This is a genomic window from Stenotrophomonas sp. STEN029, from assembly GCF_056760015.1.
In genome coordinates this window covers 14,019-36,735 of the sequence record NZ_JBRREC010000043.1, presented here as the reverse complement: position 1 = coordinate 36,735, position 22,717 = coordinate 14,019, and the positions used below count along the sequence as shown (strand labels likewise).

Genomic DNA, 22,717 nt, shown 5'->3' with positions numbered 1-22,717 from the left:
CTCCCCCGGGTGGGGGGGCGGCGGGCCCGGGGAGGGCGTCCCCATTTTTGGGGGGCCCAACCCCGGGGCCCTGGGGGGGGTGCCCCCCAAAACCCCCACTCTGACCCCGGTTTTTGACTTGGCTTTTGATCTCGAATCAGGCGGCGGTTACGTGCAGGCGAACATCCACATTGCCGCGCGTGGCGTTCGAGTACGGGCAGATCTTGTGCGCGGCTTCGACCAGTCGCTGGGCGTCGGCTTGTTCCAGGCCCTTCACTTCAACGTGCAGGTCGATGTCCAGTGCGTAGCCGCCTTCGGCCGTCTGGCCGATGCCCACTTCCACCGAGGTGGCGGTGCCGGCGGGCTGCAACTGCAGCTGCTTGACAGCGACCGGCAAGGCGTTGTCGAAGCAGGCGGCGTAGCCGAGGGCGAACAGCTGCTCGGGGTTGGCGCCGGCCTTGTTGGAACCCGGCAGGGCCAGATCAAGTGCGAGGCTGCCGTCGTCCAGTGCGGTGCGGCCGGCGCGGCCACCGGTGGCGGTGGCGCGGGTTTTGTAGAAGATATTCATTGGCGATTCCTAGGTAGAGGTGCGTCTGTCGGATGCAAATGCGGGAGCGTTGTTGATCGCTTGTTTCCCGGGTGCGCTTCGCTTACCCGGGCTACGGGGTCATCGGGCTCAGGCCAGTTGTGCGAGCAGCGCCTTGGCCACGGCTTCGGAGCTGGCCGGGTTCTGGCCGGTGACGAGGTGGCCGTCGCTGAGCACGTAAGGCGCCCAATCCGGCCCCTTACTGTAGTCGCCGCCGAGGCGGGTGAACTCGTCCTCGATCAGGAACGGCACCACGGCGCTCAGGCCGACGGCGTCTTCTTCGCTGTTGGAGAAACCGGTGACCTTGCGGCCGGCAACCAGCGGCTTGCCGTCGGCGGCGCGCGCGGCGATCAGCGCGCCGGGGGCGTGGCAGACCAGGCCGAGCGGCTTGTTGGCGCGGTCGAAGGTTTCGATCAGGGCGATGGAATCGGCATCGCGGGCCAGATCCCACAGCGGGCCGTGGCCGCCGGGGTAGAACACCGCGTCGTACTTGCTGGCGTCGATCTGCTTCAGCGGCAGCGTGGTGGCCAGCTGCTGCTGGGCGTCACGGTCGCTGCGGAAGCGGTCGGTGGCGGGAGTCTGTGCATCGGGCTCATCGCTGCGCGGGTCCAGCGGCGGTTGGCCGCCGGCCGGCGATGCGAGGGTGATGGTGGCGCCGGCATCCTTGAACACGTAGTACGGGGCGGCGAATTCCTCCAGCCAGAAGCCGGTCTTGTGCCCGGTGTCGCCGAGCTGGTCGTGCGAGGTCAGTACGAACAGAACATTCATGGCAGTGCCTTCAATTGGTGAAGGTGGGAAGTGCGACGTTGTTGCCGCACAACAACAGGTGTTCAGTGGCTTCGCGTGCCTGTTGGAGTGGCAGGCGGTCTTGGCTGAGCTTGGACAGCAGCGCCGCACCCAACCACATCTGGTACAGCACGCGGGCGACATCCAGTGCGGGCTTGCCGTTCGGCAGCGAGCCGTCGGCGCGGCCTTCTTCGACCAGTGCGGCGATGCGTTGCAGCAAACGCTGCACGCCCTGGTCGAGCACGCGGCGCATGTCCTCGGAAAGGTCGGACACCTCGGCGGCCAGCTTCACCACCAGGCATTCCTCGGCCCAACCCTGCGCCGGATCAGCCGGGTCACGCGCCCAGGCATCCCAATAGCGCATCAACCGTTCGCGACCGTTGCCGGGTTCGGCCAGCAGCTGCTCGAGCTTGCACCCGTAGCCGTCTACGTACTGTTGCAACAGCTCGCAGCCGAACACTTCCTTTGACGCGAAGTAGTGATAGAACGAGCCCTTGGGCACGGCGCAGGCCTTGAGGATTTCCTGCAGGCCGAGGGCAGCAAAGCCCTTCTGCAAGACCAGCCGATAACCGGTGTCCAGGATGTGCTGGCGGGTGGCCTGAGCTTTTGGGGAGAGGTTCATGGGGTGGAGCTTACTCCGAATAGACCGGTCGTCTATTAACCGGCGATTACTGGCAGTCGGTGGCTGGGCGCCGAGCAAAAATGCGGCACGGGTCCTTGCCGCCCTTCTCCCGCTGGCGGCGTTAAGAACAGGCATTTACGGGGCGTAGGCACGTGACTGTTCGTACGCCCCGCGTGCTACGCGGGGCCGGGGCGCGGAGCGAGGTGCCCCGAAGGGGCGGATGAGGGGAGCTTTGGCTTTGGCTTTGGCTTTGGCTTTGGCTTCATTGTTTGAAGCCAGGTGCGGGTGGTTTATCGCAATTCAAAGATAGCTGCTTCGATCTGCCCTCACCCCAACCCCTCTCCCGCGGGCGGGAGAGGGGCTCTTGTCGTCGCGGGTCTTGGGGAAAGCCCAACTTCGCTCATTTCCCCGCAAGTTCCGCGCATCGCGCAGGCGGACTACTCTTGGCCAGGCTGCTGCGGGTGTCACCATGGTTTACCAAGATAGCCGTGAAGCACCGCACCGCAGGCTGCCCCGGCACAGCCCCAAATTTCAAACAAACGATTAAAACACTGCTAATTTCGCCGAACTGGACAGCATTCCCCGCTTCCCTCACACTGCCGCCCTTCCCCGCCGACCCTTGGCACATGGCAAAACTGCTGGTCCTTCACGGCCCCAACCTCAACCTGCTGGGCACCCGCGAGCCCGACGTCTACGGCCACACCACCTTGGCCCAGATCGACGCTGCGCTCGCTGCACAGGCACAGGCGCAGGGGCACCAGAGCGAACACCTGCAGTCCAACGCCGAGCATGTGCTGGTGGACCGGGTGCAGGCTGCGCGTGCCGATGGAACCGCTTTCATCCTGATCAACCCCGCCGCCTTCACCCATACCTCGGTGGCCCTGCGCGATGCGCTGGCCGGGGTGGCGATTCCGTTCATCGAGATCCACCTGTCCAACCCGCATGCGCGCGAGCCGTTCCGCCAGCACAGCTATCTGAGCGACAAGGCGGTGGGCGTGATCTGTGGCTTCGGCGCCGACAGCTACCGCTATGCGATGGACGCTGCACTGGCGCGCGTGGGAGCGGCTGCGTGAACACGCTGCCGCGGTTGCTGACGGGTATGGCCGTGGTGTGCCTGCCGCTGGCGGCTGCGCATGCGCAGCACCTGGATCGCGCCGCCGAAGGCATCGACTGCGCGAACGTCACCAGCACGATGGAGAGCGACCTGTGCGCCTCCGATCGCGCCACCGACGCTGATACGGTCTTGAACACCACTTACAAGCTCGCCCGCCGCCAACTACAGCAGCAGGCCGCCGATGGCAGCTGCACGCATTGCGGCGCTGCCGAGCAGCAATTGATTGAGGCACAACGCGCCTGGATCCAGCTGCGCGACAAGGACTGCGACGCGGTCTACGCCTTCAACGCCGATGGCACCTCGCGCAATGGCGCGAAGATGCACTGTCTTACCACCCACGCGCAGGACCGAAACCGGCAGCTGCGCGATTTCTACGAACTTTGACCCGGGCGCACCGCGCCTTCTCCTTACTGACTTACTGCAACCAAAGAGGCCCTCATGGATCTGCGCAAAATCAAGAAGCTCATCGACCTGCTGGAAGAGTCGAACCTGGCTGAAATCGAGATCAAGGAAGGCGAAGAATCCGTACGCCTGTCGCGCAACCCGGTCGGCGGTTTCGTCGCTGCGCCGGCACCGGTCTATGCCGCCGCTCCGGCAGCTGCCGCTGCGCCCGCCATGCCGATGAGCGGCCCGACCGAAGCCTCCACCGGCGGCACCGCCAAGCCGGGCAATGCCCTGCCGGAAGGCCACGTGCAGCGCGCGCCTATGGTCGGCACCTTCTATTCGTCGTCCTCGCCGGACAAGCCGGCCTTCGTCAGCGTTGGCCAGACCGTCAAGGCCGGTGAGACCCTGGCCATCATCGAAGCGATGAAGATGTTCAACCCGATCGAGGCCGAAGTGTCCGGCACCGTGGTGGCCATCCTCGGCGAGAACGGCAGCCCGGTTGAATTCGACCAGCCGCTGTTCGTGATTGCCTGAGGCGCCGGCCATGCTGGATAAAGTCGTCATCGCCAACCGAGGTGAAATCGCGCTGCGCATCCTGCGCGCGTGCCACAGCCTCGGCATCCGCACGGTCGCGGTGCATTCCACCGTTGACCGCAATCTCAAGCACGTGGCCATGGCCGACGAATCGGTCTGTATTGGCCCGGCACCGTCGTCGGAAAGCTACCTCAACATCCCGGCACTGATCGCCGCGGCCGAGGTCACCGACGCCCAGGCCATCCACCCGGGTTACGGCTTCCTCTCCGAGAACGCCGACTTCGCCGAGCGCGTTGAGCAGTCCGGTTTCATCTTCATCGGCCCGCGTGCGGAAACCATTCGCCTGATGGGCGACAAGGTGGAAGCCATCCGCGCGATGAAGGCTGCCGGCGTGCCGTGCGTGCCCGGTTCGGGCGGCCCGCTGGGCGAAGACATCGTCACCAACACCAAGATCGCCCGTGAGATCGGTTATCCGGTCATCATCAAGGCCTCCGGTGGCGGTGGCGGCCGCGGCATGCGCGTTGTGCATGCCGAAGGCGCGTTGAAGGCCTCCATCGAAACCACCAAGTCCGAAGCCAAGGCGGCATTCGGCAATGGTGAGGTCTACATGGAGAAGTACCTGGAAAACCCGCGTCACGTGGAAATCCAGGTGCTGGCCGACGGCCAGGGCAACGCCATCCACCTGGGTGAGCGCGACTGCTCGATGCAGCGTCGTCACCAGAAGGTGGTGGAAGAAGCACCGGCACCGGGCATCACTGCCGAACTGCGCGAGCAGATCGGCAAGGTCTGCGTGGAAGCCTGCATCCGCATTGGCTACCGCGGCGCCGGCACCTTCGAGTTCCTGTTCGAAGACGGCAAGTTCTACTTCATCGAAATGAACACCCGCGTGCAGGTGGAACATCCGGTGACCGAGATGGTGACCGGTATCGATCTGGTTGCCGAACAGCTGCGCATCGCCTCTGGCCAGAAGCTGAGCATCAAGCAGAGCGACGTGGTGCTGCACGGCCACGCGATCGAATGCCGCATCAACGCCGAGGACGCGGAAACCTTCATTCCCAGCCCCGGCCTGATCACCGGCTTCTATCCGCCGGGTGGCCCGGGTGTGCGCGTTGATACGCACATCTACGCCGGCTACAAGGTGCCGCCGAACTACGACTCGATGATCGGCAAGCTGATCGTGCACGGCCCGGACCGCGAAACCGCCATTGCCCGCATGCGGGTGGCGTTGAGCGAGATGGTGGTGGATGGCATCAAGACCAACGTCGCGTTGCAGCAGCGCATCATGCGCGACCAGGGCTTCCAGGCCGGTGGACAGAACATCCATTACCTGGAAAAGCGTCTGGCCGAGCGCAAGACCCGTTCGATCGCGTTGACCTGATTGCGGGTGGCGGCCGGGCGAGGCCCGGCAGCCGTTTCCTGTAGTGCCGAGCCATGCTCGGCATGAAGGCCCAAGGCAATGCAACAGGAGCGGCGAAGCCCGCAAAAGGCTTACCCCTCCCCAACCCTCCCCTTGGCTACGCCAAAGGGAGGGGGCAGAAACAGGCACAAAAAAGGCGGGAATCCCCGCCTTTTTTGTGCCTGCTGGAAACGCCGGTTTACTCGGCGCCCACCGCACTGCCCTTGAGCGGCTCGGTGCCCAGCGGCGAGGACGGATCAACCACCGTCACCGTTTCCACCGAACCATCCGGCCAGACGATCTGGAAGCTGCTGCCCGGCTGCAAGGTGTTGAACGGCATGCCACTCTGCGCACGGTACACCGCTGCCGCCTGGGTGGCACCGGCACGGCGCAGGTCTTCGTCGGATTTGACGGTGGTCAGCTTGATCTTGGACAGCGCCCGGTAGCGGTCTTCATAGGTATCGATCAGCACCACGCCGACCGCGCCCGCCGAATAGGCCACAAACAACACGACCCAGACCCAGAACTTTGCCCCATGCAGGAAGCGCTTGTAATTCATCGCACACCTCGGCGCGCATCGCGCAAGCTGTTGACCATCTCGTTCATTTTTTCCATACCCTGGCGCGGTACCGCTGCGTCGTAAACGAAAGACTGAAAATCCTGTTGGGGATCGCGCGAGCAGATCCCGCCATTGGCGCAATACGCCACCATCAATGCACTGCCGGGTCCGCATGCCAGGCCAAGCTGGCACGCTGCGACCTGCCAGGCCAACTGGCTGAACTGGCTGCCGGCAACCATGCCCCGGTAGGCATCGTCACCCGCCGCTGCGGTACCCATCGCGCCGGAGATCGCAAGGAAGGCTTCCGGGTCCTGCGAGGACTGCACGCGCTCCACCAGCCCGCGGCGGTATTCGGGCGTGTCACTCAAGGGCTCGCCCATCGACAGCAGGGCTGCCTCGGCCGCCAGATTGCCACCCTTGGCCGAAGCCAGGCGCTGCTGCAACAGGCGCGCGCGGCCCAATCCATCGGCGGCAGTGAAACCGGCGCAGCCCTGGCGCACCTTGCCGCGCGCGGTCAGCATCGCCGAGATCGCGCCCAGGTCCATGCGCTGCAAGGCGGCGCTGTCCAGCGCGTAGCCAGATGGATCCATCGCGAATACGCCGCAATAGTCGTAGATGCGACTGGCCATCCAGCCGGCCTCGGCATTGCCTGCGTCGGCGGCGGCCTGCAGCTGCCGGGCATAGGCAAACAGGTCAGTGCCGTTCTCAAAGGCGGCGCGCAGGTCCAGCGGCAAGCCCGGCGCCACGGCAGTTGATTGCTCAGGCACCGAGGTAGCGGCACTCGCGCTTGGTGCGCCGAGTTCTGCCGGACTGGCGCCATTGGCCGCAGCAACTTCCGCCGAGTCCCCATGCAGGAGATTGCCGCTGCGAACACCCAAGGCAACCATCAGCACCGCCGCAGGCAGCACCAATAGATACCAGGGTTTTCTGGCAAGCAAAGCGAGCATGGGAGGGAGACAGCCTGCTACACAGTCAGGGGTACGAAATTCTATCAATACCGGCTGCCGCGGCGGCTGAACCAGCCAGCTGAACGCGCAATTGCTGCCCGCCTCGTCTAGGATGCGTGCCCTGTCCCGCCGTTGCCGTACGCCGCCATGCCCTTCCTCGAACTGACCCTGCGCTGCACCGAAGCTACCCAGCCCCGCTACGAGAACGCCCTCGACGACGTCGGCGCGCTGGCGGTGACCATGCTCGATGCCGATGCCGACACCAGCAACGAGCGCGCGATCCTGGAGCCGGGGGTAGGCGAGACTCCGCTGTGGAACGAGCTGACCCTGACCGCCCTGTTCCCGGCCGACACCAACGCGCTGGCGCTGCTGGCCGCACTGGAGTCGCTCGACCCGGGCCTGGAGTGGACCCAGGCCAGCTTCCGCGCCGTCCAGGACGAAGACTGGGAACGCGCCTGGCTGGATCAGTTCCAGCCGATGCAGTTCGGCCAGCGCACCTGGATCGTGCCGTGGAACCATGAACTGCCGGAAGCCGCGCAGGCGGCCGATGCCGCCATCGTGCGGTTGGATCCGGGCCTGGCGTTCGGCTCCGGCACCCATCCGACCACCGCGCTGTGCCTGCGCTGGCTGGACCAGCTCTCGGCCGAGGGCAAGCTGGCCGGCAACACCGTGCTCGATTTCGGTTGCGGCTCGGGCATCCTCGCGCTGGCCGCGCTGAAGCTGGGTGCAGCCGCCGCAGTAGGTGTGGACAACGACCCGCAGGCGCTGATCGCCACCCATGACAACGGCGAGCGCAACGGCGTGCATATCGCCGCCTACCTGCCGGAAGACGAGCCGGTCGCCACTTACCCGATCGTGGTCGCCAACATCCTGGCCTCGGCGCTGGACGCACTGGCCGAGCTGCTGGCCGCGCGTGTCGCTGCGGGTGGGCAGATTGCCCTGTCCGGCATCCTCCACGGCCAGGAAGGCGAACTGCTGGAGCGCTATGCCGCGTGGTTCGACCAGCTTGAAGCCACCCAGGATGGCGACTGGATGCGCATCACCGGCGTGCGCCGTGCTTGAATGGGGCCAGTGCCTCAGCCAGCCCAGCCATGACTGACGAAACCACGCCTGCCCAGCCTTCCCTGGCCACCTTCCTGCAAGGTCCGGCCAAGCCGAGTACGCCGAAGCCTGACGCGCCTGCGGCGACCACGAGCGATGACACCCAGGCGACGCTGGCGCTTGATCTGCCTTTGCCGGCGGATCAGGCCGAACGGGCGCAGCTTGACGTCGAGCAGGCTGAAGTCACACAGGCCGAAGTCGAGCATGTCGAGGTAGAGCGTGCTGTAGTTGAACCAGCTGGGGCCAAGCACGCCGCAGCCGAGCGCACTGCAGAACCGCAGCTGGAAGCGGCGCAACCCGAGCTGGTCCTGCCGCAAGCGGCCGTCATCAGCGGCAACGCTGGCAGCGAGGACACGGAACCAGCGGAAGACAGCGCATCGCCTACTGTCCTTGCGCCCAGCTTCGCGCGCGCAAGCCGCGCGCATGCAGCACCGCCGGCCGACACGCCACGTTGGCAATGGGGACTGGTGCTGGGACTGGCCCTGCTGCTCGGCCTGCAGATCATTCTTGCCGACCGCGCCACACTCGCCGCCGATGCAGGCACCCGGCCCTTGGTCAGCGGCCTGTGCAGCGTGCTGCGCTGCTCGCTGCCGCCGTGGCATGAGCCCAGCGCGTTCAGCATGCTCAGCCGCGATATCCGCCCGGTGCCCGGGCAGGCCGGCGCCCTGCAGGTGCAGACCAGCTTCCGCAATGATGCGCGCTGGGCACAGGCCTGGCCTGCACTGCGCCTGTCGCTGTCCGATGCCGATGGCCGGGTGATCGGCCGGCGTACCCTGCAACCGGCCGAATACCTGGGCCCAGGCGCTGATCCGCTGGCGCGATTGGAGCCTGGGCAGAGTGCGCAGGTGTCATTCCGGCTGCGCGAACCGGCCGCTGCCACGGTCGCCTTCAGCTTCGAATTTCAGTAAACGCGGGACAATGGCGTGGCAGGCCGACGGCCCACGCGCTAGACTCCCTCCCCCATGCCGGGCCAACGCGCCCGACCTTGCTGAACCCGGGAACTCTCCTTGAACGCTGCCCCCACCCGTCCTGACACCAGTCGTGGCGCTCCGAAGCCGCCGCTTCGCGAACACGTTGCCCAGTCCGTACGGCGCTACCTGCGCGATCTGGACGGCTGCGACGCCGACGATGTGTACGAGATCGTGCTGCGCGAGATGGAAATCCCGTTGTTCGTGGAAGTGCTGAACCACTGCGAAGGCAACCAGAGCCGCGCCGCGGCGTTGCTGGGCATCCACCGCGCCACCCTGCGCAAGAAGCTGAAGGAATACGGGCTGGCGTAAGCCCTGGGCTGCCTGTAGTGCCGAGCCATGCCCGGCAGAAGCGTTACCGGTAATCTCCGCCGTCGTGCATTGCCGGAAAGGCCCCTTGCCGAGCATGGCTCGGCACTACATGTGCATTGCTGGGAAAGCCCCTGCCGAGCATGGCTCGGCACTACATGTGCATTGCTGGGAAAGCATTTGCCGAGCATGGCTCGGCACTACAGTTGCATTGCTGGGAAAGCATTTGCCGAGCATGGCTCGGCACTACAGTTGCATTGCTGGGAAGGCCCCTGCCGAGCATGGCTCGGCACTACACCCTGCTTCTGTGTGACCGCGCGGCTACAATATGGGCCCGCTTCCGCTTCCCCCTGCCTCCCCATGTCTTCTGATCTGCTGCCCGTACGCCGGGCTCTGCTGTCCGTTTCCGACAAGACCGGCCTGATCGATCTGGCCCGTGCCCTGGCTGCCCGCAACGTCGAGCTGCTGTCCACCGGCGGCACCGCCAAGGCGATCCGCGAGGCCGGCCTGCCGGTCAAGGACGTGTCCGATGTCACCGGCTTCCCGGAAATGATGGACGGCCGGGTCAAGACCCTGCATCCGATGGTGCACGGCGGCCTGCTCGGCCGCGCCGGCACCGATGACGCGGTGATGGCAGAACACGGCATCGCCGCGATCGATCTGCTGGTACTGAACCTGTACCCGTTCGAATCGGTCACCGCCAAGGCCGACTGCACGCTCGCCGACGCAGTGGAGAACATCGACATCGGCGGCCCGGCGATGCTGCGCAGCGCGGCCAAGAACTTCGCCCGCGTCGCCGTGGCGACCAGCCCGGACCAGTACGACGCGCTGTTGGCCGAACTGGCCAGCAACGACGGCAAGCTGTCCGCCGCCAAGCGCTTCGAACTGTCGGTTGCCGCATTCAACCGCGTGGCCCAGTACGACGCGGCGATCAGCAACTACCTGTCGGCCGTGACCGACACCAGCGCTGCTGTGCCGGTGCGCAATGAGTACCCGGCGCAGATGAATTCCTCCTTCATCAAGGTCATGGACCTGCGTTACGGCGAGAACCCGCACCAGAGCGGTGTGTTCTACCGCGACCTGTATCCGGTGCCGGGCACCTTGGCCACCTTCGTGCAGCTGCAGGGCAAGGAACTGAGCTACAACAACCTGGCCGATGCCGATGCCGCATGGGAATGCGTGCGTCAGTTCGAGGTGCCGGCCTGCGTCATCGTCAAGCACGCCAATCCGTGTGGCGTGGCGGTGGCTGCCGATGTCGGCGCCGCCTACGAGATGGCCTACAACACCGACCCGACCAGCGCCTTCGGCGGCATCCTCGCCTTCAACCGCACGCTGGACGCAGCCACCGCCAAGACCATCCTCGACCGCCAGTTCGTCGAAGTGCTGATCGCGCCGGACTACGAGCCGGCCGCGCTGGACTACGCCACCAAGAAAGCCAACGTGCGCGTGCTGCGCATCCCAGCCGGTGACGCACGCAACAACTACGACACCAAGCGCATCGGTTCGGGCCTGCTGATCCAGAGCGCCGACAACCGCGGCATGAGCGCCGACGAACTGAAGACCGTCACCCAGCGCGCGCCGACCGCGGCTGAAACGCGCGACCTGCTGTTCGCCTGGCGCGTGGCCAAGTACGTCAAGTCCAACGCGATTGTCTATGCCAAGGACGAGCGCACCATCGGTGTTGGTGCTGGCCAGATGAGCCGCGTCTACTCGGCCCGCATCGCCGGCATCAAGGCGGCGGATGCAGGCCTGGTGGTACCGGGCTCGGTGATGGCATCGGATGCGTTCTTCCCGTTCCGTGATGGCCTGGATGCCGCTGCCGAAGCCGGCATCACCGCGGTGATCCAGCCGGGCGGCTCGATGCGTGACAACGAAGTGATCGCCGCTGCCGACGAACATGGCATCGCCATGGTGTTCACCGGCGTGCGCCACTTCCGTCACTGATTCCGTCACAGAGAGCTGGCACATGGCGACCAGGGTTTTCCCGCGTTTGATTTCCCTGCTTGCCGTCGCCCTGCTGGCTTCGTGCCAGCAGGGTACGCCCGCACAGAACGACGCTGCTGCAGCGAAGCCGAAGCTCAGCTACGAGGCCGGGGTGATGGCCGTACTGCAGGAACGCTATGGCAGCACCGTGCAGTTGCAGGGGCAATGGACGCAGCAACTGAGTGATGCCGATCTGGGTCAGGCACGTCCGGTGCATCGCGATATCTGCGCCGACCAGAGCATCAAGGTGCAGAACGGCAACTACCGCATGCTGGCAATCTGCACCAGCTACGACGACGCCAGCCCGATTGAGCTGGGCAACACCGATTTCCTCGTCCTGCAGCGCGCCGCCGACGACGGCGTCAGCGTCGCTACAGAACTGCTCGGCCAGGGCAGCGGCACGGGCGGCAAGCCGGGCAAGGTCAGCACGCTGCAGATCGGCGCAGATGCCTGGGCCTTCCAGGTCGACGACGAGCTGGTGGTGGTTGGCGCAGCAATGCGCAACCGCGCCTGGTACGTCTTCGACGGCGACAAGACCTTGTCCAGCGCCGGCTGGCTGCGCAGCCATCTGGATGATCGCAACGCCATCGACTGCAACGCGTCGGGCAACTGCTCGCACGGCCGCCTGGACCTGAACTTCGATGCGGCACCCGACAACAGCCAGCCGCAGCTCGCTTACTGGCCGCTGCGCGTGCAGGAGAAAGGTCGGGGCTGTGCCGGTGCGGTGAACAAGAGCCACAGCATCGCCTACGACACCACGCAATCACGCTACCTGATCCCTTCCACCATGCAGCTCGAGGCTTGCAACTGATGCGTAATGCCCTTCTCGCAGTCACCGCCGGCCTGTGTGCCGTCCTGCTCGCCGGCTGCGGCAAAAGCACGCTGAGCGATGCCCAGCACACCGCGCTCGCCACGCTCGGCAAGCAATTGCCGGCGCCTTACCGCGATGGACTGGTGACCGCCTCGGCGCATCGCCATGGCAACGACATCGTGTTCGTGGTGAGTTTTCCCGGCGCCAGCGTGGCAATGGCCAAGGCCAAGCCTGACGTGTTCGAAGCACTGCGCCGTGACGAGGATGAAGCCATCACCGAGCTGTGCAGGGAACCGGCGCTGCAGCCGGTCTACGCCGCCGGCGGTGGCGTGCGCCGGCGCTTCGTGGATGCCAGTGGCGCGACGTTCTTCGAAGTCACGCTGAAAGCCTCCCATTGCCTTCCCCATTGATGCCCCACAGGAACTGACCCCATGAAAATCCTCGTCATCGGCTCTGGCGGCCGCGAACACGCACTTGCCTGGAAACTGGCGCAGTCGCCGCGCGTAAGCGAAGTGATCGTCGCCCCCGGCAATGCAGGCAGCGCCACCGAAGGCAAGTGCCGCAATGTCGCGATCAAGGTCACCGACATCGATGGCCTGCTGAAGCTGGCGCAGGACGAGGCCGTGGGCCTGACCGTGGTCGGCCCGGAAGTACCGCTGGTGCTGGGCGTGGTTGATCGTTTCCGCGAGGCAGGCCTGCGCATCTTCGGCCCGACCGCCGCTGCCGCGCAGCTGGAAGGCAGCAAGGCCTTTGCCAAGGATTTCCTTGCACGTCACGGCATTCCCACCGCGTACTACGCCGTGCATACCGAAGTGGATTCCGCGCTGGCCTACCTGCATGAAAAGGGCGCACCCATCGTGATCAAGGCCGATGGCCTGGCCGCCGGCAAGGGCGTGATCGTGGCGATGACAATGGAAGAAGCCGAAGCCGCCGTGCGCGACATGCTCAGCGGCAATGCCTTCGGCGATGCCGGCGCACGCGTGGTGATCGAGGAGTTCCTCGAAGGCGAAGAAGCAAGCTTCATCTCGATGGTCGATGGCCGCATCGCGCTGCCGATGGCCACCAGCCAGGACCACAAGCGCGTTGGCGATGGCGATACCGGCCCGAACACTGGCGGCATGGGCGCCTACTCGCCGGCGCCGGTGGTTACGCCGGAAGTGCATGCACGGGTGATGCGTGAAGTCGTTGAACCGACCGTGGCCGGCATGATTGCCGACGGCGTGCCGTTCACCGGCTTCCTGTATGCCGGTTTGATGATCGATGCCGACGGCGCGCCGAAGGTGATTGAATTCAACGTGCGCTTCGGCGATCCGGAAACCCAGCCGGTGATGTTGCGCCTGCAGTCGGACCTGGTTGATCTGGTCGAAGCGGCGATTGATGGCGCGCTGGCTGGCGTGGAAGCGCAGTGGGACCCGCGCCCGTCACTCGGTGTTGTGCTGGCTGCCAAGCCGTATCCGGAAACGCCGATCACCGGTGATGTGATCAGCGGTTTGGGTGATGTGCCGGCCAGTGCCAAGGTGTTCCATGCCGGTACCGCGCTGGATGCTGACGGCAATGTCGTCAGCGCAGGTGGCCGTGTGCTGTGCGTTGCCGCCTTGGGTGACAGCGTTGGTGATGCGCAGAAGCATGCGTATGCAGGCGTTGCAAAAATCCGTTGGGCCAACGAGTTCCACCGCAACGACATCGGCTGGCGCGCGCTCGCGCGCGCGCAGCAGTAAGCCCAGTAGTTGCGCGCCCCCCCCCCGCCGGGGGGGGGTGGGGGGGCGGGGCCGCCCCCCCCGTGGGGGGCCGGGGGCCCCCCGCCCACGCCCCCCCCCCCCCATGGCTCGGCTCTACAGCTGAAGCCTGCCCGGTGTTACCGATGCACGCTGCCGATGCTCGCCGCCGGGTAACGCAGCCCTGCCGCCGCATCCACCGGGAACACCGCGTCAATCCGCGCCAGGTCATCGGCACTCAGAACCACATCCAACGCACCCAGGTTTTCCTCCAGATACGGCAAACGCTTGGTCCCGGGAATCGGCACCAGGTCGTCACCCTGCGCCAGCACCCAGGCCAACGCCAACTGCCCCGGGCTCACGCCCTTGTCAGCAGCAATCGCATTGACCTGCTTCACCAAGGCCAGGTTCCGATCGAAGTTCTCGCCCTGGAAGCGCGGTGAATTGCGCCGGTAATCACCGTCCTCGAAATCGGCCGGGCTGCGGATCGCACCCGTCAGGAAGCCACGGCCCAATGGCGAGTACGGCACGAAGCCAATACCAAGCTCACGCACCGTCGCCAGCACATCGTTCTGCTCCGGCTCGCGTGACCACAGCGAATACTCGGTCTGCAGCGCGGTGATCGGATGCACTGCATGCGCGCGGCGGATCGTCTCCGGTGCTGCCTCGGACAAGCCCAGGTAGCGCACCTTGCCCTGCTCGACCAGCCGCGCCATCGCACCCACGGTGTCCTCGATCGGCACCTGCGGATCAACACGGTGCTGGTAGTACAGGTCGATGTGATCCACGCCAAGCCGCTGCAGGCTGGCCTCGCAGGCCGCCCGCACATATTCCGGACGACCATCGACGCCGCGCGCCTGCGGGTCATTGGCGTCCAGCCGCACGCCAAACTTGGTGGCCAGGAATACCTGCTCACGACGGTCGGCAATCGCCTTGCCGACCAGCACTTCATTGGTATGCGGGCCGTACATGTCGGCGGTATCCAGCAGCGTCACGCCACGCTCCAGCGCGCGGTGGATGACCGCAATCGAGGCGGCATCATCACCACGGCCGCCGTAGAACGCACTCATGCCCATGCAGCCCAGGCCAAGTGCGGAAACAACAGGACCATTGCGGCCCAGAACTCGGGTTTTCATCGGCGACTCCAACGGGGGAAAGGACGGAGGCAACTGTAGGCCCTCGCCACTATGTCGATAAAGGCGGATACTCTGCATTGACCATGAAGCCTGACTTCACAGTAGATCCAGCCCTGTTGCCGGCCTTGGCGGCCTTCGCCTGCGTGGCCAGGCATGCCAGCTTCCGCCAGGGAGCCATCGAACTGGCGGTTTCGCCGTCGGCCTTGTCGCAGACCATCCGCAACCTGGAACGCCGGCTCGGCACCCGTCTGCTGCAGCGGACCACGCGCCGGGTTGGCCTGACCGAGGCCGGCCAGCGCCTGCTGCTGGACACCGCCCCGGCGCTGGCCCGGATCGGCGAGGCGCTGCATGCGGTGGAGGCCAACCGCGATGTCGCCACCGGCCAGCTGCGCATCACCGCGCCACGCTTCGCCATCGAATATCTGCTGCTGCCACACCTGCCCGCTTTCCACGCCGCCTACCCGCAGGTGGAAGTGGAACTGTCCATGCAGGCGGCATTGGTCGATGTGGTCGGTGAAGGCTTCGATGCCGGCATCCGCCTGGGCGAGGCGCTGGCCGATGGCATGATCGCGGTGCCGCTGGGGCCGCCAATGCGCTGGACGGTGGTCGCCGCGCCGGAATACCTGCAGCGGCACGGCACGCCGCAAACGCCTGAAGCGTTGATCGGCCATGCCTGCATCCGTCACCGCAACAGCAATGGCCGGGTGATGCCTTGGGAGTTCAGCCGTGATCACCGCGACTTCACCCTCGATGTCAGCGGACCACTGCTGCTCAACGACAGCACCCTGGCCTTGCAGGCAGCGCGCGACGGACTTGGCCTGCTGCAGATATTCGAAGCCATCGCCCGCGCCGACATCGACGCGGGTCGCGTGCAAGGACTGCTCGATGACTGGCAGCCGCCCTACCCGGGCTTCCATCTGTATTACCCCTCGCGCGAGCAGTTGGCACCCAAGCTGCGCGTGTTCCTCGATTTCATGCGTGCGGCCAATGCCGCAGGCTGATCGCCGCACACTTGCAGACGGATCACGCTTGCCTGCATCGCCACGGCAACGCAAGCTGGCAGCCTGATCCCCGCGAGTCCACGCTTCCGGCATGCGCCGCCTCGACCGTCACCTCGGCCAACTCTGGGCCCACGAAAAAGCCAGCTACGGGTTGCGCGTGTTCATCGCGCTCACTGCCGCCATCGCCTATGGCTGGTACGACGGCCACCTTGAAGCCATCCCCGGCTTGTTCCTGGGCATCATCGCCAGCGCCATCGCCGAGACCGACGACAACTGGTGGGGCCGCACAAAATCCGTGCTGTTGTCGCTGCTGTGTTTCGTCGCTGCCGCGGCTGCGGTCATCGCGCTGTTCCCCTACCCCGTCCCCTTCATCAGCGCGTTGGCGTTGACCGCCTTCGGCCTGACCCTGCTCGGTGCGCTGGGCGAGCGTTATGCCTCCATCGGCCAGGCCACGGTGACGCTGGCGATCTACGCGATGATCGCGATGGACCAGCACCACAACGTCAGCCAGCAGCAGGCACTGCGCGAGGTGATCCCACTGCTGGTCGGCGCCAGCTGGTATGGGCTGCTGTCGATCCTGTGGACGGCGATGTTCGCCAACCGCCCGGTGCGCGAACGGCTGGCACGGCTGTTCTTCGAACTTGGCCACTACCTGCAGCTCAAGGCCGACCTGTTCGAACCGGTGCGACAAGGCAATCTGGAAGCACGGCGGTTGGCCTTGGCCGAGCAGAATGTGCGCGTGGTACAGGCGCTGAACATCGCCAAGACCGCCATCCTCAGCCGCTTCGGCCGCTCTGGCCGGCCCGGCGTGCAGTCAGGCCTGTACTTCCGCCTGTACTACATGGCGCAGGACTTCCACGAACGCGCCAGTTCCTCGCACTACCCGTATGAAGCCTTGGCCGATGCCTTCTTCCACAGCGACGTGCTGTACCGCTGCCGGCGCCTGCTGTCGCTGCAGGGCAAGGCCTGCCAGACGCTGGGAGAGGCCATCCGCCTGCGCCAGCCGTTCGACTATGGCGAACGCACCCGCGTCGCTGGCCAGGACCTGCAGTCCTCGTTGCAGTACCTGCGCGAGCAACGCAATCCGCAGTGGACGCGCCTGCTTGGCTCGCTGCAGCTGCTGGCGGCCAACCTGACCAGCATCGAGCGGCAGCTGTCCGAAGCCGCATTGGCTGATACCCCGCTGGAAGGCATCGATACCCGCCTGCGTGATTCCTCGCCGCACACCCTGCGCGAGATGGGCACCCGCCTGCGCCAGGCGCTGACGCCGGGCTCGCTGCTGTTCCGCCATGGCGTGCGCATCGCACTGGCGCTGATCGCCGGTTACGCGTTGCTGAGGGTGGTGCACCCGGAGAACGGCTACTGGATCCTGCTGACCGTCGTCTTCGTGTGCCGGCCGAACTTCGGCGCCACCCGCCTGCGACTGGTGCAGCGTATCGCCGGCACTCTGCTCGGCCTGGGTGCAACCTGGGCGCTGATGCAGTTGTTCCCCGGCACCGGCCTGCAACTGTTGCTGGCGCTGGCAGCAGCCTTGCTGTTCTTCATCACCCGCACCGATAGATATCTGTTGGCGACCGCCGCGATCACGGTGATGGCCTTGCTGTGCTTCAACCTGATCGGCAACGGCTTCGTGCTGATCTGGCCGCGCTTCCTCGACACCTTGATCGGCTGCGTCATCGCCGCCATCGCCTCGCTGCTGATCCTGCCCGACTGGGAAGGCCGACGCCTGCACAAGGTGATGGCGCAGGTGATCGCCACCAGCACCGCCTATCTGGACGAAGTGCTGGGCCAGTACCGCAGTGGCATGCGCGACGACCTGCCCTACCGCATCGCCCGCCGCGACATGCACAACGCCGACGTCGCACTGTCGGTGGCCTTGGCCAACATGCTGCGCGAGCCGGGTTATGCGCGAGGCAATCTGGATGCGGGTTTCCGCTTTCTCGCCCTGTCCAACACCTTGCTGGGCTATCTGTCGGCGCTGGGTGCACATCGCGCGCAGGCGGATGCGGTCAATGAAGATGTGTTGGTTGCGGGCGGGCACCAGCAGCTGCAGCAGTCGCTGGCAGCATTGGCTGCAGCCTTGGGCAGGCGCCAGCCGGCGGAACCGCAGGAAGACGAGGTCGCACTGGCAGATGCGCTGGAGCAGATGCCGGATGAGATCGATGAGAAGTCGCGGCTGGTGCGCACCCAGCTGGCCTTGATGCTGAGGCTGTTGCCGAAGCTGAGGGCGGCGGCGGAAGAAGCGATGTTGCCGGCGTAGTGGCTGTGGCTGTGGCTGTGGCTGTGGCTGTGGCTGTGGCGGTTGGCAGTTGGCAGTTGGCGTTGCTTCTACCCCCTCCCTTGCGCGGAGCGCAGGGGAGGGTTGGGGAGGGGTGCCGTTGCTTTTGCGCTTTGCCTTTGCCTTTGCCTTTGCCACAAAGCATAAAACCCAGCCGCTCAGATCGCAGGCGATCCATTAACGTCACCATCGCCAGCTTCGCGGCTTACGCCGCTCCTACAAAAGCCTAGCATGCACGCCCTTCTGCGAAGGTGCCGCAATTTGCTTCGCGGCTTACGCCGCTCCCACATTCTTTGCGGCTTGCTTGCGGGCTGGCATGAAGTACACCAGCAGGCCGATCACCGCGAACACGCCGCCCAGCGCGCAGACGCCGGTCCAGCCATAGCGCGTCCAAGCCATCGTGCTCAGTACCGAGCCACTGGCGCCGCCGATGAAATAGCAGGTCATGTAAGCCGAGGTGATGCGGCTGCGGGCGCTCTCATCCAGCTGGTAGATAACGCTCTGGTTGTTGATATGCACCGCCTGCACGGCGATATCCAGCAACAGCACGCCCACGATCAGCGCCGACAGCGACACCGGCGCGAAGGCCAGCAGGAGCCACGACAACAGCATCATCAGCAGGCCACCTACCGCCACCGCGCGACCATGCCCACGGTCACTGAGTTTGCCGGCGCTGCTGGCGGCCAATGCACCGGCCGCACCAATCAAGCCAAACAAGCCGATGGTGGCAATCGAGTAACCGTACGCCGGGCCTGACAACAGGAAGGCCAGCGGCGTCCAGAACACGCTGAAGCCAGCAAACAGCAGGCCCCCCAGCACGGAGCGCTGGCGCAGCAAGGGCTCATCACGCAGCAAGGCCAGCACCGAACCGATCAGACGCGGATAGGACAGGCTGGCACTGGGCTGATGCGCCGGCAGCAGGCGCGCCAGCACCACCGCCAGTACCAGCAGGGCAACGCAGGCCACCCAGTAGATGCTGTGCCAGGAACCCAACCCGGCCAGCACGCCGGAAGCAGTGCGCGCCAACAGGATGCCGAGCAGCAGGCCGGCCATGATGGTGCCGACCACCCGCCCGCGATGCTCCGGCTCGGCCAGGCCTGCCGCATGCGCCACGATCACCTGCGCCGCCACCGCACTGAGGCCGGACAAGGCCGTGCCTGCCAGCAGCTGCATGAAGTGGGTGGCGGTAGCGCTGATCGCCAGGCCTACCGCTGCCAGTACGAACAGGGCGACGATCAGGCGGCGGCGCTCAAGCCGGTCACCCAGCGGCACGATCAGCAGCAGGCCGGCGGCATAGGCCAGCTGCGCCACCGTCACCACCCAGCCCGCCTCGTCGGCACCGATCCGGAAGGCCTCGGCCAGGATCTGCAGCAGGGGCTGTGCGTAGTAGTTGCCGGCCACGATCAGGCCGGTGGCTGCGGCCAGCAGCAGGACCTGGGCCTGGCTCAAGGGGCGATGGGGCGAGTGGGAGACGGGGGTATTCATGGGGGAGGCCACGGCGGGAACTGCGGCAAGTCTGGGCCGCCGTCATCAATGACGCCAATGTATTGTTTTCATCCAATCCATCTGTTTCAGTGATGGCATGTTCACCCTGCGCCGCCTTCCTCGCCGTCGCCGTCGCCGAGGAAGGCGGCTTCACCGCTGCGGCCACCCGCTGCCACACCGTGCAGTCGGCGCTGAGCCACCAGATCGCGCGGCTGGAGGATGCCTTCGGCACCCGCCTGTTCGAGCGCAGCCACCGGCGGGTACGGCCCACCGCTGCCGGCGAGGTGTTCCTGCACAACGCCCGGCTGACCCTGCAGGCGGCCGCCCGCCTGCAGGAGGAAATGGCACTGACCCTGGGCACGGTGCGCGGCCGCATCAACATCGGCCAGATCACCTCGCTCAACGTGGTCGATGTGCCCGCCCTGCTGGCGGCATTCCGGGCAGCGCACCCGGCCGTCGAGGTCCACCTGAAGGCAGGCATGAGCGATGTGCTGCTGGCCGAACTGGAACAGGGCAACCTGGACGTGGCCCTGGTCGGCGTCGGGCCACAGATCACCCTGCCACCACAGCACCGCCTGTTGCATGAGGAAGGCCTGTCGCTGGTGATGCCCATCGACCATCCCTTGGCCGGTCTCGCGGCAATCCCGCTGCAGGCACTGCAAGGTCTGCCCTTGGCTGCCCTGGTGCCCGGTGCCGGGGTGCGGCGCATGCTGGATGACGCCCTGCGCGAACGCGGCATCCATGCCCAGCTGCAATACGAGGTCACCCACAGTGAGCTGCAGCAGCAGCTGGTGGCCGCCGGCCTGGCGGTGGCGGTGGTGCCCGACAGCATGGCCGCACGCATGCAGCGCACCGTCGTGCGGCCACTGGCAGATCTGTTCCGCTTCCGCACCTGCGCGGTGTGGCGCGCCGATCCAACCCCGGCGGCCCGCGCACTGCTCGGGCTGTTACCCGCAAACGCCACCTGAGAAACATCTGCACTGCATGCCTGGCTTGACCAAAACGATCATGCCGTTCTGCTAATGTGCCGCGCAGCACCGAGGAGTCACGATGTCCGGCCACAACCAGTTCGCCCTGCTCAAGCAGCGCCGCTTCCTCCCGTTCTTCATCGTCCAGGCGCTGGGTGCGTTCAACGACAACATCTATCGCCAGGCGATCATCGGCCTGCTGTTCTACCTGGGCGTCAGCAGCGAAGAACGCACGCTGTATACCAACCTGGCGCCGGCGCTGTTCATCCTGCCCTACTTCCTGTTCTCGGCACTTGCCGGGCAGATCGCCGAGAAGCTCGAGAAGCAGAAACTCATCGTCATCACCACGACGATCGAGATCGTGGTGATGTCGCTGGCGGCGGTCGGCTTCCTTACCCAGAACATGCCGGTGCTGCTGGTTGCGCTGTTCTGCACCGGCCTGCAATCCACCTTGTTCGGCCCGGTCAAATATTCGGTACTGCCATCCATCCTCAAGCCTGAGGAGCTGACCGGCGGCAACGGCCTGGTGGAAATGGGCACCTCCATCTCCATCCTCACCGGCATGATTGCCGGCGGCATGATCTTCGCGCTGGCCGGCGCCCACGGACCTATCGTCGCTGCCGTGGCCATCATCGCGCTGGCGATGATCGGCAACTTCACCGCACGCATGATCCCGCGCGTGGACGCGGGTGCACCGGAATTGAAGATCAACTGGAACCCGATCAGCGAATCGCTGGTCGTGCTGCGCCTGGCCAAGAAACAGAAGGCGGTACGCAACGCCATCCTGGGCGTGTCCTGGTTCTGGTTCTTCGGCACCGTGCTCACCTCGCAGCTGCCGACCTACGCGGTGGTGAACCTGGGTGGCGACGAGGTGCTGTACATCTTCGCGCTGGCGCTGTTCTCGCTGGGCACCGGCGTTGGTTCGCTGCTGTGCGAGAAGCTGTCCGGGCGCATCGTCGAAATCGGCCTGGTGCCGTTGGGCGCCTTCGGCATGAGCGCGTTCCTGCTGGATCTGTGCTTCGCGCGTACCGGCGCGGTGACGGTGACGGGCCTGGATGTTGCTGGCTTCATCCAGCAGCCGGGCAGCTGGCGCATCATCATCGACCTGCTCGGCATCGGCCTGTTCACCGGCTTCTTCGTGGTGCCGCTGTTCGCACTGATCCAGAGCCGCACGCCGAAGTCGGAGATGTCGCGCGTGTTCGCCGCGCTCAACATCCAGAATTCCGGCTTCATCGTGCTGGCGGCGGTGCTGGGCCTGATCACCCAGAGCCTGCTCAAGTGGAGCATCCCGCAGCTGTTCCTGGCGCTGGCCATCGCCAATATCGTGGTCGCGGTCTACATTTTCAGCATCGTCCCCGAGTTCCTGATGCGCTTCCTCAGCTGGCTGATGGTGCGCACCCTGTACCGGCTGCGGGTCAAGGGCGTTGAGGACAATGTGCCCGACGAAGGTGCCGCGCTGATCGTCTGCAACCACGTCAGCTACATGGACGCGCTGATCCTGTCGGCGGTGATTCCGCGCCCCGCACGTTTCGTCATGTATTACCGGATCTTCAACGTGCCGGTGATGCGCTGGATCTTCAAGACCGCCAAGGCCATCCCGATCGCCAGCCCCAAGGAAGATGCCGCGCTGATGCAGCGCGCCTTCGATGAAGTGGATGCAGCGCTGGCCGAAGGCGAGCTGGTCTGCATCTTCCCCGAGGGCGCTTTGACCAAGGACGGCGAGATTGCCGCCTTCAAGTCAGGGGTGGAGAAGATCCTGGCCCGGCGCCCGGTGCCGGTGGTACCGATGGCGCTGAAGGGCATGTGGTCCAGCATGTGGAGCCGGCGCGATTCCCGATTGGGGCAGATGCGGGTGCCGCGGCGCTTCCGCGCGCATATCGAGGTGGTCGCCGGGCCGCCGGTGGATGGCGCCCATACCGATGCCCCGCAGCTCGAGATCCTGGTCCGCAAGTTGCGTGGTGATGAGGCCTGAGTAGGGGAAACCACTTTCCAGAAATAGGACAAGTGGCTAGGCTACCCCCCTATGTGCCTGCCGGAGACCGCAGCACAGCCTAG

The 22,717-nt window shown here is 65.7% G+C and carries 21 protein-coding genes and 1 pseudogene; 15 read left to right on the top strand and 7 right to left on the bottom strand.

The features are described 5' to 3' along the window. Window positions 1-136: 136 nt before the first annotated feature. The 3 genes from ACVOLI_RS11185 to ACVOLI_RS11175 all read right to left on the bottom strand — a co-directional run bounded on the left by ACVOLI_RS11185 (window position 137) and on the right by ACVOLI_RS11175 (window position 1,973). Window positions 137-547 carry an organic hydroperoxide resistance protein gene (locus ACVOLI_RS11185; protein ID WP_481614471.1) on the bottom strand — a complete coding sequence of 137 codons (411 nt, stop codon included), beginning with the start codon at window positions 545-547 and terminating at the stop codon, window positions 137-139. 108 nt (window positions 548-655) lie between these two features. Then, window positions 656-1,333: a type 1 glutamine amidotransferase domain-containing protein gene (locus ACVOLI_RS11180; protein ID WP_481614470.1), complete on the bottom strand. Its 678-nt coding sequence runs from the start codon at window positions 1,331-1,333 to the stop codon at window positions 656-658. A 10-nt stretch (window positions 1,334-1,343) separates the two neighbouring features. Then, window positions 1,344-1,973, bottom strand: coding sequence for a TetR/AcrR family transcriptional regulator (locus ACVOLI_RS11175; RefSeq protein ID WP_481614469.1), 630 nt, complete (start codon window positions 1,971-1,973; stop codon window positions 1,344-1,346). A 626-nt stretch (window positions 1,974-2,599) separates the two neighbouring features. On the opposite strand from ACVOLI_RS11175, the gene aroQ reads away from it, so the two are divergent. The 4 genes from aroQ to accC are packed head-to-tail and all read left to right on the top strand — an operon-like array spanning window position 2,600 to window position 5,383. Next, window positions 2,600-3,046 (top strand): type II 3-dehydroquinate dehydratase, encoded by a 447-nt coding sequence (gene aroQ / locus ACVOLI_RS11170; protein WP_293707546.1) that lies wholly within the window; start codon window positions 2,600-2,602, stop codon window positions 3,044-3,046. Then, on the top strand, window positions 3,043-3,471 hold the full coding sequence (locus tag ACVOLI_RS11165) for a lysozyme inhibitor LprI family protein (RefSeq protein ID WP_481614468.1): 429 nt from the start codon (window positions 3,043-3,045) through the stop codon (window positions 3,469-3,471). The genes aroQ and ACVOLI_RS11165 overlap by 4 nt, the downstream gene beginning before the upstream one ends. A 54-nt stretch (window positions 3,472-3,525) precedes the next feature. Next, window positions 3,526-4,005, top strand: coding sequence for an acetyl-CoA carboxylase biotin carboxyl carrier protein (gene accB, locus ACVOLI_RS11160; protein WP_481614467.1), 480 nt, complete (start codon window positions 3,526-3,528; stop codon window positions 4,003-4,005). Between the two features lie 10 nt (window positions 4,006-4,015). Further along, window positions 4,016-5,383, top strand: coding sequence for an acetyl-CoA carboxylase biotin carboxylase subunit (gene accC, locus ACVOLI_RS11155; RefSeq protein ID WP_303748685.1), 1,368 nt, complete (start codon window positions 4,016-4,018; stop codon window positions 5,381-5,383). A gap of 217 nt (window positions 5,384-5,600) precedes the next feature. On the opposite strand, the gene ACVOLI_RS11150 is transcribed toward accC, so the two are convergent. Beyond that, entirely contained in the window at window positions 5,601-5,960 is a 360-nt protein-coding gene (locus ACVOLI_RS11150; protein WP_303748684.1) for a hypothetical protein, read from the bottom strand. Further along, window positions 5,957-6,907, bottom strand: coding sequence for a hypothetical protein (locus ACVOLI_RS11145; protein WP_481614466.1), 951 nt, complete (start codon window positions 6,905-6,907; stop codon window positions 5,957-5,959). Before ACVOLI_RS11145 ends, ACVOLI_RS11150 begins: the two co-directional genes overlap by 4 nt. Before the next feature lie 147 nt (window positions 6,908-7,054). Between ACVOLI_RS11145 and prmA the strand changes: the two genes are divergently transcribed. From prmA to purD, 7 genes are all read left to right on the top strand, one after another. Further along, window positions 7,055-7,969 (top strand): 50S ribosomal protein L11 methyltransferase, encoded by a 915-nt coding sequence (gene prmA / locus ACVOLI_RS11140; protein ID WP_481614465.1) that lies wholly within the window; start codon window positions 7,055-7,057, stop codon window positions 7,967-7,969. A 29-nt stretch (window positions 7,970-7,998) separates the two neighbouring features. Next, window positions 7,999-8,916, top strand: coding sequence for a DUF3426 domain-containing protein (locus tag ACVOLI_RS11135; protein WP_481614464.1), 918 nt, complete (start codon window positions 7,999-8,001; stop codon window positions 8,914-8,916). A 99-nt stretch (window positions 8,917-9,015) separates the two neighbouring features. Beyond that, the gene (gene fis, locus ACVOLI_RS11130; RefSeq protein ID WP_057626401.1) at window positions 9,016-9,288 is read left to right on the top strand and encodes a DNA-binding transcriptional regulator Fis; all 273 of its coding nucleotides are present in this window, start codon (window positions 9,016-9,018) and stop codon (window positions 9,286-9,288) included. Window positions 9,289-9,645: 357 nt separating this feature from the next. Beyond that, window positions 9,646-11,229, top strand: a complete 1,584-nt coding sequence (gene purH / locus ACVOLI_RS11125) for a bifunctional phosphoribosylaminoimidazolecarboxamide formyltransferase/IMP cyclohydrolase (protein WP_481614463.1) — start codon at window positions 9,646-9,648, stop codon at window positions 11,227-11,229. A 22-nt stretch (window positions 11,230-11,251) separates the two neighbouring features. Continuing rightward, a complete protein-coding gene (locus ACVOLI_RS11120) occupies window positions 11,252-12,079 on the top strand; it encodes a hypothetical protein (protein ID WP_481614462.1) in 828 nt (275 codons plus the stop codon). Then, complete coding sequence (locus tag ACVOLI_RS11115) at window positions 12,079-12,489, top strand: hypothetical protein (protein ID WP_481614461.1); 411 nt, start codon at window positions 12,079-12,081, stop codon at window positions 12,487-12,489. Before ACVOLI_RS11120 ends, ACVOLI_RS11115 begins: the two co-directional genes overlap by 1 nt. Before the next feature lie 21 nt (window positions 12,490-12,510). Continuing rightward, window positions 12,511-13,797 carry a phosphoribosylamine--glycine ligase gene (gene purD, locus ACVOLI_RS11110; protein WP_481614460.1) on the top strand — a complete coding sequence of 429 codons (1,287 nt, stop codon included), beginning with the start codon at window positions 12,511-12,513 and terminating at the stop codon, window positions 13,795-13,797. Window positions 13,798-13,934: 137 nt separating this feature from the next. Here the strand turns inward: purD and ACVOLI_RS11105 are convergent, their stop codons facing one another. Then, window positions 13,935-14,930 carry an aldo/keto reductase gene (locus ACVOLI_RS11105; protein ID WP_481614459.1) on the bottom strand — a complete coding sequence of 332 codons (996 nt, stop codon included), beginning with the start codon at window positions 14,928-14,930 and terminating at the stop codon, window positions 13,935-13,937. Window positions 14,931-15,013: 83 nt separating this feature from the next. Here ACVOLI_RS11105 and ACVOLI_RS11100 point away from each other — a divergent pair, with 83 nt between their 5' ends. After that, entirely contained in the window at window positions 15,014-15,931 is a 918-nt protein-coding gene (locus ACVOLI_RS11100) for a LysR family transcriptional regulator (protein ID WP_481614458.1), read from the top strand. Between the two features lie 91 nt (window positions 15,932-16,022). Continuing rightward, window positions 16,023-18,191: a YccS family putative transporter gene (yccS, locus tag ACVOLI_RS11095; RefSeq protein WP_481614457.1), complete on the top strand. Its 2,169-nt coding sequence runs from the start codon at window positions 16,023-16,025 to the stop codon at window positions 18,189-18,191. 291 nt (window positions 18,192-18,482) lie between these two features. Here the strand turns inward: yccS and ACVOLI_RS11090 are convergent, their stop codons facing one another. Continuing rightward, a complete protein-coding gene (locus tag ACVOLI_RS11090) occupies window positions 18,483-19,694 on the bottom strand; it encodes an MFS transporter (RefSeq protein WP_481614456.1) in 1,212 nt (403 codons plus the stop codon). A gap of 97 nt (window positions 19,695-19,791) precedes the next feature. On the opposite strand from ACVOLI_RS11090, the pseudogene ACVOLI_RS11085 reads away from it, so the two are divergent. Both ACVOLI_RS11085 and ACVOLI_RS11080 read left to right on the top strand, forming a co-directional pair. Then, window positions 19,792-20,662 (top strand): annotated as a pseudogene (locus tag ACVOLI_RS11085) (LysR family transcriptional regulator). Window positions 20,663-20,744: 82 nt separating this feature from the next. Beyond that, window positions 20,745-22,634 carry an MFS transporter gene (locus ACVOLI_RS11080; protein ID WP_481614455.1) on the top strand — a complete coding sequence of 630 codons (1,890 nt, stop codon included), beginning with the start codon at window positions 20,745-20,747 and terminating at the stop codon, window positions 22,632-22,634. Window positions 22,635-22,717 lie beyond the last annotated feature (83 nt).